Below are 12,042 nucleotides of genomic sequence, written 5' to 3'. Positions count from 1 at the left end.
GATAGGCCGTACCGATTTCAAACCCCGTCGCGAAAATTAAACAATCGACGTCATAATGGCTATTACCAACGACGACCGAGCTTTCTGTTAACCCGGTGACGCCTTTTCCATCGGTATCAACCAACTGGACATTAGGACGATTAAACGCTTGTAAATACGCATCATTAAAACAAGGCCGTTTACAAAAGACTTTATACCAAGGTTTTAACAACTCAGCCGTTTGGGCATCTGTAACAATGCTAGCCACGCGTTTTCTGAGCTCTTCCATGACAGCAAAATCGCGCAGTTCCACTTGCTGTGCGAGTTCTTCTGGGCTTAGCTCGGTTTTGTTTTGCTCTTTGGGTAAATGACCTAGCTGGCGCATAATACGGCTTAAACCATCATCGACTTGGTCCGGTTCATCGTTAATCCCCATAGAGACCCGATTAAAATTGCTCATGCGCGCGTGTTGCCAACCAGGCATTAGCGATTTTGCCCAAGCGTCATCGGTATTATGGTTATCGCGGGCAAAACACCGACGATGGTGTGCGTTGAAACACATAAAGCTGTTGTGCGTATTCTGCTAACACCGGTACGCATTGAATACCGGTTGCACCGGTGCCGATAACCGCTATACGCTTATCGGCGAGCTTCACTAAACGCTCATCATCAGCTCCACCCGTGTATTCATAATCCCAACGACTGGTATGAAACATCTTGCCTTGAAACCGTTCCAAACCAGCAATGCCCGGCAACTTCGGCTGGCTTAACGGACCATCAGCCAAGCAAACAAATTGAGCCGATAATCTATCACCCCGGTCTGTTGTTACCTGCCAACGCGCTGTTGTAGCATCCCAGCGCAGCTCGGTCACTAACGTATGAAAACACGCCTCGTCATAAAGCTGATAATGCCGTCCTAAGGCTTGGCAATGGGCGAAAATTTCTCTGGCATAACTGTATTTTTGTTTAGGCATATAGCCTAATTCTTCCAATAACGGCAAATAAATATACGACTCTACATCGCATTGCGCACCGGGATAGCGATTCCAATACCACGTACCGCCAAAGTCGCCACCACGTTCAACAATACACACCTGATTGATACCGGCTTGTTTTAACTTAGCGGCTGTCATCAAGCCGCTAAAACCACCACCGACAATTAACACTTGCACATCATCATAACGAGCAGGTCTTGCACTAACCGGCATATAAGGATCGGCCACAAATGTTTGTAAAGGTTCATCAATCAATCGGTATTGCAAAATACCGTCAGCGCGTAAGCGTTTATCACGCTCGTGTCGGTATTTGTTTTTTAACGCAGCTAGGTTAAAGTTAGTTGGCTGTTCGGTATGGGTGTTCATAACGCGTTAGTCTTTATCGATGTATTTAAAGAAAGCTACAGCCTAAGCCCACAAATACGCCAAGCAAAACGTCACGGCATCAAATGGCGGTAAGGCGACTGGGTCATCATCTTTCAGCGCGGCAATTAAGGTCCAATGACCTTCGCGCAATTCAAACGCTTCCAACGTTTGCGCCAAAGGATCGACAATCCAGACATACGGCACACCGTAATGGGCATAAATAGGCAATTTCACCACGCGGTCTTTTTTTCGCCGTGGACGGTGACAAAATTTCACATAGCCAATCGGTGACAATCTCAAAACGGTGGTCATCCGGAACATTCGGCATACGTTCGCGTCGCCAACCCGCTAAATCCGGCACAGCGACTTCCTGATTACGGATAAAATGGATTTCAGGTTTATCAATAATCCGCCAACCACCTGGCCCGCTATCTCCAAAACAAAACGGTGGGCCTATCCTCATGCCAAGCGAACTGCAAGCTCCAGCATGTCGACCAGATGGACGCGGCATGGCATACAACTCACTATTCAAAATCTCCCCAGTGACATGCTCGGGTAGCTCCATTAACTGTTCGTAAAGGCTTGGTTGCAAAATAGCGTTCATTGATTTTTTCCTTTTTTACCGTGAAGGCTAACGGTAATTCTCAATTTTAGAGCAATTGCTACTACCCCTCTAACTTAGCCCGCACATATAACAACGCCCCCACATCGCTATACGCGTCGCCGTGTAAAGTACCTGCCGGTGCTAGCTGATAATCACCTCTTCGCAGCAAAATGTCACCTAAAAACACTTCACCGTCTAACATCATACATTCTTCATCTAAACCGTGCTCATGTCTAGGCGCAACGCCACCCGGTTGAATACGGTAAAAACAAGACGCCGTATTTCCATCGACATACAGTACTTTTCTTAGCACACCTGGACAGACTTCTTGCCAACCGTGGTCGTCGTCATAACAGGTCAACGCTGCTTTACCGGGAAAAGGTAAAAATTCCACCTAATAATTCACGCATTACGGCTTGAGTTTGGCCTAATGACGTGCCGCGTAAAAAAGCTAGCGCGCCTTGTTTCGAGCGAATAGCCGCATGACGGCTGCCGGGTGGCGACACATGATAATCAAACGGTTTTAAATCTAGCGTATCCATTTGTAAACCGCCTTTCAACACAATGCCTTCTTCCAGCCAATTATGCCTATGCACCGGCAAAGCTGCACCCGGAGCAAATTCGATGAGTACAGAATTACCCGCTGTACCTTGCCATAATAACTTATAACGCACACCTTGACGTAACTCGCGCCACAGCCCGTCCTTAACCCGCACTGTCATTAACCCCGTATGGTCGGCAATACTTTTTGCTAAGCGTTGTTGCAAGCGACTCGTTAGCCTTGAGGTTTGCTCTATGCTAGGTGCTATTGGCTTTAACGATACAGACAGTAATTCGCTCATGGCTGAATCCAGTTCGCTATCATCCTTTGTCTTTGAGTCTTTCATGGTGTTATTCATAAGTAAAAGTAAGCATGGCATCGTCAGCCAAGATGTGTCGTAGACTAAGTAACGTGCGCCGGATTAATGATTTCACCGAACCTAACGGCATGTCCATGTATTGGGCAATCTCATCATGGCTTAGGCCACGAAAATACGCTAATTCGAGTAGCTGCCTAGGCAAAGGCTCTAATGCAGCTAGAGCCTGTTGCAACAAACTACCCGTCTGTACCGCATTTAACAAATCGTGTGGCGTGTCGGCACTGACAGGTTCTGACACAATAGCCGATTCATCTGTTTCTGGTCGGTCTATGCGTCTTAACGCATCAAGCGCTCGACTACGCGCAATCGTCATAACCCAAGCAATTGCACTACCGCGCACCGCATCAAAACGCGGTGCTTGTCGCCACACTTGCCAAAACGTGTCTTCGGTGACTTCTTCAGCCGTTTGCGGACAACGGGTAATGCGCAAAGCCAAACCATAAACCCGTTGCAATAGCTGTTGATAAAGCTCAACCAGCGCGTTCTCGTCTCTATCCACAATATTAGCAATGAGTTGCCGTAACCGATATTCATCTACCGGAATGTCTAATAGGACGGGTTCAGCAACAGGCTCTACTTCTCGTTGCTCGCTACTGTCTTCGTCATCGGTATCAAAATAATCATCTACATTGCTTAGTGCTATCATGGGAGGTTCTTGTTCGTCGTCAGCGCTGTGATTCATAGCTATCTCGTTTATCAATGAATACGCATAAACTTAACCTTCAGATGCAAAATAATTTACTTCTCTGAATCACTAATTGAAGCGCGCCGGTAACCAGCCGTGTTTAACGCACTCTTTAAAACACCAAGCTGGCGTAGTCTCTGTTTTATAGTTCCAAAAGAACCACCCCAAGTATTTTTCAAATGCAGCCAATTGCGATGAGGCATAAAGCCGATAAGCCACATCGAGTTGAAACGCATCCATGCCTTCCATCGCATGGTTATAAGGACCTGTTGCCCACAGCGATACGACATGAATATCAACACCTAAACTCCACTCGCCCACAATCCCCCAATGCCCACGGTCGTTATTAATCGCATCGGCTTCTTGTTTCCAGTCAACCACTGACTTTTGCGCATGACCGTAAATATCTAAATCAATCTCTTCGCGCACAAAACATTGGTAGCGATGAATGTCAAAAATCACATTATCGGCTTCAGGTTGTACTAAAAAACCGGAAAATTCAGTATGTGAACGGAAGCCGTCATGAATGACCACGGCAACGTCTTCCACTCGGCAATGTTGACGGATGCGTTGATACGCGTTGGCGTAATATTTTTTCAATAATTCGGTCGGCACATCCCAACGTGGCTCATTAAGCACTTCTATACCATGTAACGCCGGGCTATTTTTATAACGTTCCGCTAACCGCTCTAAGACTGTTAAGGAATAGTCGATATAGGTTTCATCGGTATGCCATTCGCAGACATCTTTTATGCCACCATTATCAAAGCCATTTTGGCAACCGGGTGCCGCATGTAAATCCAATACGATTAAAATGCCTAGCTCTTCTGCCCACGAAAACGCTTGATCTAATATTTCCACACCGCCCTGCGCAAACGGATAACGAACGTCTTGATAAGCAGGATGATAAGGGTAATCAGGCCCAAACAGCCAATGGCCTACAGGAATCCTAACCGCATTAATACCTATTTCCGCTAACCAAACAAAATCATCACGGGTGATAAATGTTTGCCAATGGCGTTGCATGGTTTCTTGCGCGCGATCACCTAATTCCACGCACAGCGATGTTTCGTCAGTAGCTGCAAGTCCCTCGAATAAACTAGGTACCATCCACTTTTCTACCACTAACCAACTACCTAAATTGACGCCACGAATTTTTTTACCATATTTGTTTTCAAATACACTGCTCATAATATGCTCCTGGGTGCAAACTGTTTTTTTATAAGGCTACACACTTAAGACGGGACATGGCATTTAGAGCGCAGGTGTTGGCAGCAGGGATGCTGCCGCCAAGCCTACAGGGACGTATTTACGGCGTCCTGCGTTCTGAATGACCTGCCACGTCTTTAAAGTTGGTAACCTGATTTTTTATAGTTATAACATTAGCTTACGTTGATGAAACGCTTCCGCTGTCGGCTGATTCGTCACGGTTAACAATGTTGCATTCGGTAATTCTTGACAAATCCGCCTATACATATCGACTTCACCTTCAGGGTCTAATGAGTCGAAAGATTCTTGAATTAATATCCACTTAGGCTTACGCAATAATAATCTAACCACGCCTAAAACGCTGTTGCTGCTCTCGTTCAAGTGATTTATCCCAACAATCGACAGTATCGAGTTCAGGCATTAACTCCTCAACACCGGCTAAGCGAATCGCTGCATAGATTTGCTCATCGCTAAATTCTGCTTCAGACAACGGATAACAAATCGCAGCTTTTAATTTTCCAGTTGGTAAATAAGGTCGAGGCGGCATAAAAAAGATAGGCTCATCGTCAGGTAATTGAATACGCCCGGTTCCCCAAGGCCATAACCCGGTAATAGCTTTAAATAATTTAGAGCCTGCAAAGGCATCGCCTGCCATGAGTACCCGCTCACCCGCATGAATATCAGCGTTTAGTTGACCTACGCAAATCATTTTGTCAAGTCTTGCCACGCATAAGTCTTCAAATTTCAAGACTGACTCGTCACCTTTTTCCAACGTAATACGATTAATATCAGACTTATTATTTAAATCTTCTGCTAAGGCATCTAATGCTTTCATTAAGCCCAATACACGCTCAACAGATGCTCGCCATTGCGCCACCATAGACATATTATCGACCGGCCAAGATAACGCCGAAGTCGTTTGCTGAAACGCTTGCACTGATTGCATTAAACTGCCCAAGCTAATAGCGCCTAATACATAACGTGGCGCAGACACTAAAATAGGAAATGCTGTTGATAAAATCGAATAGCCTGACGTAAACATCATAATTTCCGCCATGGCTTTAGTTTGTCGATTAAAAGCGGCGATAATTTCGTTAAACGAGCCATTTAAACGCTGACGCTCATCTTGCTCGCCGTGAATTAACGCAATAGCTAATGAGTGCTCACGCGCGGTTACTAAACCAAACCTAAAGTTAGCTTCTGCGGTTTGCCTGTTATCAGTTGCAAAGATTAACGGTTTACCGATACGCCAACCTAAAAATGATGCGGTTGCCGCATAAATCAACGCAATCCCGACTAAATGACCGCGTAAACTAAATTCGACAAAGCCTAGGTTAATATCAATTTCACCCGATAATGACCATAAAATGCTGGTAAAACTGATTAACACCAAAAAGCTATATAACAAAGAATGACATAAACTAATCGCCTCTTCGGTTGCAATCCGAATATCTTCAGCGATACGGCCATCTGGATTATCATGCGTCACAGGCTGGATATGTGTAACCAGATAATGTTGTGCATTATTCATCCAGCGCTGCGTGACTTGCTCGGTTAACCATTGCCGCCAACCCACTTGCAAACTTCGCTTCACTTTTAAATGCAACACCGTAACTGTCATGCTCGCGGCAAAAATCAATACTAATAAACCGATTTGTCGTAACACGCCCGCCATAGAGTGCTGCTCTAGCGCATTAAATAACGCCGCACTCCATTCGGTCATGGTTACCGCTAGCACCATTTGCGCGAAAGTTAAGACAATCAGTAGCAAAGTCTCAGTACGCACACGCTGTTTTTGCTCAGAATGCCAATAAGGGCCTGCTAAGCGAATAAAATCAAAAAAAAATCCTTTTGCTTCTAACATAAATACCCCAATGTTTTCGTTATTATTGTTGTTAATGCCTCTTGATAAATGTAGAGACGCAAAATATTGCGTCTCTACTTTACCAAACGGGGGAATTGTTTTTGTAATATTAATACAGCATTTAATATTACTATCAAATTTACTTAGAATTTAACAAATCGCAAAAACAATGTAGAGACGCAATATTTTGCGTCTCTACAGCCACGCCCACCTCACGAATGTTAAACTAGCTCAGTAAAATTTCTCATATTATCGAGGTAGCCATGCAAAAATTGTTAGACCGTATCCGTTTCACCCCTAGGCTTTGGTTTTTCTGGGGTTTTTTAGCTTGTACCGGATTGTTACTCACCGCTATGTATTTTCAACTGGTTGACGGTTTAGAGCCTTGTCCCTTATGTATCTCCCAACGGATTGCTGTTTTTCTAGTAGGCGTTTGTTTTCTTAGCGCCGCTATTCATAACCCTAAAGATACTGGCATTAAAATCTACGCGTTGTTAGGCGCGCTCGCCGCACTCGGCGGAGCATCAATTTCCACTCGGCATGTTTGGCTACAACACTTACCACCCGATCAAGTTCCCGAATGCGGTCCGGGTTTAGACTATGTTTTCAATAACTTCCCTTTGTCGGCAACAATTAAATTATTGTTAAGCGGTACTGGCGATTGTGCAAAAGTTGACTGGACACTACTCGGCTTTAGTATGCCTGCCTGGACCTTAGTCGCTTTTTTGTCGCTCGCAGTTTTAAGCTTAGCTCAATATTGGAATCGCCCCGGACACTCTGGCTAAGCCACAGGGATGTGGTGAATGCAGAAAACGCAGGAGCAGTTTTCTGTAAGCCACAGGGATGTGGTGAATGCAGAAAACGCAAGGAGCAGCTTTCTGCAAACCACATTATTAACAACTAATATAGCTATTGTCAGACTAAGTTGCAGTGACTCGAAAGCACTTGTATTGCCCATGGCATAAATAGATAACCAATTGATTTTTAATTAATATTTTATGCTGACTTAAATTTAGTCAATGTGACAAAACTGTAATAAAAACCGCTGGTAAGGACTATTATCAAGATGTTTTCCACAGAGTTATCCACAGCTTCTGTGGGTAACTTGAATATCTCAAACCGCACAGTGAGTTAGCTAAAATAACCGGCAATGACCACACCACCGCAACCGAATCGGATTTACCGTCTCGCACTACCCGTACCGCTATACCGGTTATTTGATTATTTAATCGATGACAGCACTCCTCTAGCACAACCCGGTGCCAGAATCGAAGTACCGTTTGGTAAAACCGTACACGTAGGGGTATTAATCGAGATAGCTACAGAATCAGAAGTTAAACTAGACAAGCTTAAACCGATATTACGCGTCTTAGATTACCCGCCGTTATTAGCAAAGATTGATTTAGACTTATTACATTGGGTGAGTCGGTATTATCACCACCCATTAGGTGAAGTCATGAATCTTGCGTTTCCAAAACTGTTGCGCAGCCCTGCTTTAAGCACCGACTATGCCGAGCCTCATTATCAACTCACTGAAGTGGGTTTTAATCTGGAGCTTAGCTCGTTAAAACGCAGTCGAAAGCAACACGCCGTTATCGCCTTTCTGCAACAGCATCGCCATGCTGTTAATGTCGCGACATTGACCTGTCAAACACAAGCCACACCGGCCTTGATTAAACAACTCTGCGCTAAAGAATGGCTAGCGCGTGTCGCACCGGTTGAGGCACAACCTTTGTTAAGCCCGCAGCTGTTAAAAAGCCCTATACTTTCGGCAAATGCCGAACAGCAAGCGGCAATCACGGCTGTTTCTGAGCAGTTAGGTAAGTTTTCCGTTTTTTTACTTGAAGGCGTGACCGGCAGTGGTAAAACCGAAGTCTATATGCAAATTATCCAACAGGCACTGACCCAAGGTTTACAAGTATTAGTGCTAGTGCCGGAAATTTCTTTAACACCCCAGCTAGAGCAGCGTTTTCGTCAGCGTTTTAACGTGGCTATCGCGGTTTCACATTCCAAGCTTACCGATAAACAACGCGGTCTTGCCTGGTTAAGCATACAGCAAGGCCATAGCCAAATCTTATTAGGCACACGCTCAGCGTTGTTTACGCCGTTGAAATGGCCTGGCTTGATTATTTTAGATGAAGAGCATGACGTCTCATTTAAACAGCAAGACGGTCTGCGCTTTTCTGCGCGCGATGTAGCGGTAATGCGGGCTAAATTACTCAATATTCCCGTCGTGCTAGGCTCAGCCACACCCTCATTGGAAAGCTTGCATAATGCTATTAATCGCCGTTATCAACACTTACACCTGCCACAACGCGCCGGGCTAGCGATAACACCTGAGATGGTATTACTGGATATTCGCAATAAAAAAAGTCGAACAAGGTTTATCGCAACGCTTATGCGAAGAAATTAACACCACTTTAGCCAAGCGTGAACAAGTCTTATTGTTTATCAACCGTCGCGGATACGCACCTAGACTAATCTGTCATAGCTGTGGCTGGGTTGCTCGCTGTAAACACTGTGATGCCAACCTCGTCGTGCATAAACGCGAGCAAACCTTGCGCTGCCATCATTGTGGCAGCCGCTACCAACCCGTTAATACCTGCCAGTGTGTAATGCACAAGAATTAGTTCCTTTAGGTTTAGGGACCGAACGCATTGAGCAACTATTAACTCAATATTTTCCAAACCATAACATCGCCCGCATCGATCAAGACAGCGTGCAACGCAAAGGCGCGTTAACCCAGTATTTACAACAAATTCAGCAACAACACGTCGACATTATTTTAGGTACACAACTCTTAGCTAAAGGTCACCATTTTGAAAATGTTACGTTAGTCGCTTTACTCGATGTCGATAGCGGTTTGTTTAGCATCGATTTTCATGCGGCCGAGCGTTTAGCACAATTGATTGTGCAAGTGTCTGGTCGAGCCGGACGTGCGGAAAAACCGGGTAAAGTTATTTTACAAACTCGGCATCCTGAACATCCTTTACTGACTACCTTATTGAGCCAAGGCTATGTTGAATTTGCCCGTATGGCATTAGCCGAACGCGCCACTGCACAACTGCCACCGTATAGTTACCAAGCACTGCTCAGGGTTGAAGCTACTGAGCAAGATAAAGCCGAACAGTTTTTACAGCGGATAATAGATTCAGCCCAGCAATGCGCAGTTAACGATGTCAGTGTACTAGGGCCTGTGCCTGCACCTATGCCTAGACGCATAGGTTTTTATCACTACCAGCTCCTATTACAAAGTGCCAACAGAACACATTTACACTTTTTAATCAATCACTTAATAAAAGAAATCAATCAGATAAAAGCCTCAAAAAAACTCCGTTGGTCATTGGATATAGACCCCATCGATTTATTTTGACGCGATACTAGCCAGGTAATGCGGTGTTTTTTTTTGTTGCGATGTCTTATATTTCATCGAGTTAAAAACCCGTTTTACGTTGAAACTCGTTTTTTYAAAAAAAACACTATATATTGTGTTTAAAACCGATAGTAACAACCATATATAGTTATTCACACTATCGCTAACCTACTGAATTTTCTTATTTTCCACCTTTTTTGCTCAGGACTCGTTCATGTCAGCTTTACTTCATGTTGCCCCTCTCGTTGATACCGACATTCCGTTGCAAGACGCCTCGTTAGACATTTGGGATCAAAAAATACCGTTTAAAGACTAAAGACGGCAAAGCACTCGACACCGACATCGATGCAACCTATCAACGTGTTGCAAAAGCCCTCGCTGAAGTCGAAGAGCCTCTGCAACAAGAACACCATTATCAAGAATTTTTATGGGCGTTTACGCCAAGGCGTAATTCCCGCCGGTCGTATTGTCTCCAATGCAGGCGCGCTAGAACACAAACCAGCCACGTCAACGATTAATTGCACGGTATCAGGAACGATACAAGACTCAATGGACGATATTCTGCATAAAGTCCATGAAGCCGGGCTAACGCTAAAAGCAGGCTGTGGCATAGGCTACGAGTTCTCTACGCTAAGACCTAAGGGCGCCTATGTATCAGGTGCGGGCGCGTATACCTCAGGCCCATTATCGTTTATGGATATATACGACAAAATGTGTTTCACCGTTTCGTCGGCCGGTGGTCGACGTGGTGCACAAATGGGCACATTCGATGTTAGCCACCCCGATGTTGTCGAATTTATCCGCGCTAAACGCGAAGATGGTCGCTTGCGCCAATTCAACTTATCACTGCTTATTACCAGCGAATTTATGCATGCAGTTAACCACGACTTGCCGTGGGCATTATCGTTTCCCGTTACAGAAAAAGAAGCTAAGATTGACAACTTAGATTTAACCGATACCAGCCAAGTGTTGTGGCGCGAATTCCCCAGCAAAACCGGTTATATCGTCAACGAGCAAGGCTTAGTCGCTTGTCGCATCAGCAAAACCATACCGGCACGCCGCTTATGGGATATTATCATGAGTTCAACGTATGATTACGCCGAACCTGGTTTCATCTTAATCGATAAAGTTAACGAGATGAATAATAACTGGTTTTGTGAAACAATTCGCGCGACTAATCCGTGCGTTACCGGTGATACTCGCTTACATACGCAGTTTGGTTTAGTAAAAATCAAAGACCTTTACAGCAGTGGTTATGCGATTAATGCCACAGTTGATAAACGCGCATTAGGCGCTGACGATTTAGGCACAGAAATTCGACCCGCCAAACCCGCATTTATGACGGCGCATTGTGCAGACATTTACCAAGTAACCACGCAAGATGGTTACACGATTAAAGCAACGGTTTGGCATGATTTCTATACCGAACGCGGTAAATTACCTCTCAAAGACTTAAAAATCGGCGACCGATTATTAATTCAGTCCGGTAAAGGTCAATTTGGTCAACAAGGTGATTATAATTTTGGTGTGCTACTTGGCTTAATGACCGGCGATGGTCATTTCACTAATCGAGGCAAAAACCAGCAAGCGGCTGTGATTAATTTATGGCATGACGACCGTGAGCTAGCACCACGACTCGTAGCGTACATCAACCAGCTATTACAAGAAACCGCCTTAATCGCAGCTGGTGGCCGCCAAAGGTATAGCGTTTCATCTGTCGCTATACCGCAACGCAACATGGTCATGATTCGTTCAGTCATATTAGCGCGTTTACTGGCTTTTTATGGTTTTAATAAAGAAAGCAAGCTACGCGTACCGGAAGTGATTTGGCAAGGTACAGAAGCTTGCGTTAAAGGCTATTTAAGCGCGCTATTTCAAGCGGATGGTACGGTGAATATATCGGGTGCCAGTATGTCCTGTTCTGTTCGCCTCGCATCGTCATATACGGAATTGCTTAAAGACGTACAAATCCTACTTAGTAATTTCGGCATTTTCTGCCGTATAAAAAAAAAACGCCGGGAATCTTCTGAGCGAATGTTGCCAGATG

At 44.8% G+C, this 12,042-nt stretch carries 14 protein-coding genes and 1 pseudogene; 5 read left to right on the top strand and 10 right to left on the bottom strand.

The window, feature by feature from the left end; all coding sequences use genetic code 11:
- From VZ94_RS23325 to VZ94_RS15115, 10 genes and pseudogenes are all read right to left on the bottom strand, one after another.
- Positions 1-541: pseudogene (locus tag VZ94_RS23325) on the bottom strand (hypothetical protein); the annotation flags it as partial.
- Positions 498-1,340, bottom strand: coding sequence for a flavin-containing monooxygenase (locus VZ94_RS23320; protein WP_052700603.1), 843 nt, complete (start codon positions 1,338-1,340; stop codon positions 498-500). The gene VZ94_RS23320 and the pseudogene VZ94_RS23325, both read right to left, overlap by 44 nt.
- A gap of 42 nt (positions 1,341-1,382) precedes the next feature.
- Positions 1,383-1,544, bottom strand: coding sequence for a Uma2 family endonuclease (locus VZ94_RS32260; protein WP_338040439.1), 162 nt, complete (start codon positions 1,542-1,544; stop codon positions 1,383-1,385).
- Positions 1,492-1,944 carry a Uma2 family endonuclease gene (locus tag VZ94_RS15135; RefSeq protein ID WP_338040438.1) on the bottom strand — a complete coding sequence of 151 codons (453 nt, stop codon included), beginning with the start codon at positions 1,942-1,944 and terminating at the stop codon, positions 1,492-1,494. Before VZ94_RS15135 ends, VZ94_RS32260 begins: the two co-directional genes overlap by 53 nt.
- 61 nt (positions 1,945-2,005) lie before the next feature.
- On the bottom strand, positions 2,006-2,338 hold the full coding sequence (locus VZ94_RS25235) for a cupin domain-containing protein (RefSeq protein WP_109867703.1): 333 nt from the start codon (positions 2,336-2,338) through the stop codon (positions 2,006-2,008).
- Positions 2,313-2,831: a cupin domain-containing protein gene (locus VZ94_RS25230; RefSeq protein WP_157844952.1), complete on the bottom strand. Its 519-nt coding sequence runs from the start codon at positions 2,829-2,831 to the stop codon at positions 2,313-2,315. The genes VZ94_RS25235 and VZ94_RS25230 overlap by 26 nt, the downstream gene beginning before the upstream one ends.
- 4 nt (positions 2,832-2,835) lie before the next feature.
- Positions 2,836-3,546 carry an RNA polymerase sigma factor gene (locus tag VZ94_RS15125; protein WP_239649979.1) on the bottom strand — a complete coding sequence of 237 codons (711 nt, stop codon included), beginning with the start codon at positions 3,544-3,546 and terminating at the stop codon, positions 2,836-2,838.
- A gap of 72 nt (positions 3,547-3,618) precedes the next feature.
- Positions 3,619-4,740, bottom strand: a complete 1,122-nt coding sequence (locus VZ94_RS15120; RefSeq protein ID WP_045779868.1) for a glycoside hydrolase family 5 protein — start codon at positions 4,738-4,740, stop codon at positions 3,619-3,621.
- A gap of 183 nt (positions 4,741-4,923) precedes the next feature.
- Positions 4,924-5,139: a hypothetical protein gene (locus tag VZ94_RS32255; RefSeq protein ID WP_338040437.1), complete on the bottom strand. Its 216-nt coding sequence runs from the start codon at positions 5,137-5,139 to the stop codon at positions 4,924-4,926.
- A complete protein-coding gene (locus tag VZ94_RS15115) occupies positions 5,102-6,622 on the bottom strand; it encodes an ABC transporter ATP-binding protein/permease (RefSeq protein WP_338040436.1) in 1,521 nt (506 codons plus the stop codon). The genes VZ94_RS32255 and VZ94_RS15115 overlap by 38 nt, the downstream gene beginning before the upstream one ends.
- A 263-nt stretch (positions 6,623-6,885) precedes the next feature.
- Between VZ94_RS15115 and VZ94_RS15110 the strand changes: the two genes are divergently transcribed.
- The 5 genes from VZ94_RS15110 to VZ94_RS15100 all read left to right on the top strand — a co-directional run.
- Complete coding sequence (locus VZ94_RS15110) at positions 6,886-7,407, top strand: disulfide bond formation protein B (RefSeq protein ID WP_082081716.1); 522 nt, start codon at positions 6,886-6,888, stop codon at positions 7,405-7,407.
- A gap of 365 nt (positions 7,408-7,772) precedes the next feature.
- Positions 7,773-9,035, top strand: a complete 1,263-nt coding sequence (priA, locus tag VZ94_RS30925; protein ID WP_275575285.1) for a replication restart helicase PriA — start codon at positions 7,773-7,775, stop codon at positions 9,033-9,035.
- A 124-nt stretch (positions 9,036-9,159) separates the two neighbouring features.
- Entirely contained in the window at positions 9,160-9,252 is a 93-nt protein-coding gene (locus tag VZ94_RS32840) for a hypothetical protein (RefSeq protein WP_369126304.1), read from the top strand.
- Positions 9,231-9,995, top strand: a complete 765-nt coding sequence (gene priA / locus VZ94_RS30920) for a replication restart helicase PriA (RefSeq protein WP_275575284.1) — start codon at positions 9,231-9,233, stop codon at positions 9,993-9,995. The genes VZ94_RS32840 and priA (VZ94_RS30920) overlap by 22 nt, the downstream gene beginning before the upstream one ends.
- Before the next feature lie 345 nt (positions 9,996-10,340).
- On the top strand, positions 10,341-12,042 hold a 1,702-nt coding region (locus tag VZ94_RS15100), incomplete at its 3' end, for a ribonucleotide reductase barrel domain-containing protein (protein WP_275575283.1).

This window comes from Methylocucumis oryzae (genome assembly GCF_000963695.1).
In the GTDB taxonomy this organism is placed as follows: domain Bacteria; phylum Pseudomonadota; class Gammaproteobacteria; order Methylococcales; family Methylomonadaceae; genus Methylovulum; species Methylovulum oryzae.
Note: the sequence above shows the minus strand (reverse complement) of the source record. Positions and strands in the feature narration are given on the sequence as shown.

Coding starts and splice junctions, on each gene's coding strand:
- priA (WP_275575285.1), top strand. CDS start 7,773: ATGACCACACCACCGCAACCGAATCGGATTTACCGTCTCGCACTACCC.
- VZ94_RS23320 (WP_052700603.1), bottom strand. CDS start 1,340: ATGAACACCCATACCGAACAGCCAACTAACTTTAACCTAGCTGCGTTA.
- VZ94_RS25230 (WP_157844952.1), bottom strand. CDS start 2,831: ATGAAAGACTCAAAGACAAAGGATGATAGCGAACTGGATTCAGCCATG.
- VZ94_RS15120 (WP_045779868.1), bottom strand. CDS start 4,740: ATGAGCAGTGTATTTGAAAACAAATATGGTAAAAAAATTCGTGGCGTC.
- VZ94_RS15125 (WP_239649979.1), bottom strand. CDS start 3,546: ATGAATCACAGCGCTGACGACGAACAAGAACCTCCCATGATAGCACTA.
- VZ94_RS15115 (WP_338040436.1), bottom strand. CDS start 6,622: ATGTTAGAAGCAAAAGGATTTTTTTTTGATTTTATTCGCTTAGCAGGC.
- VZ94_RS15135 (WP_338040438.1), bottom strand. CDS start 1,944: ATGAACGCTATTTTGCAACCAAGCCTTTACGAACAGTTAATGGAGCTA.
- VZ94_RS15110 (WP_082081716.1), top strand. CDS start 6,886: ATGCAAAAATTGTTAGACCGTATCCGTTTCACCCCTAGGCTTTGGTTT.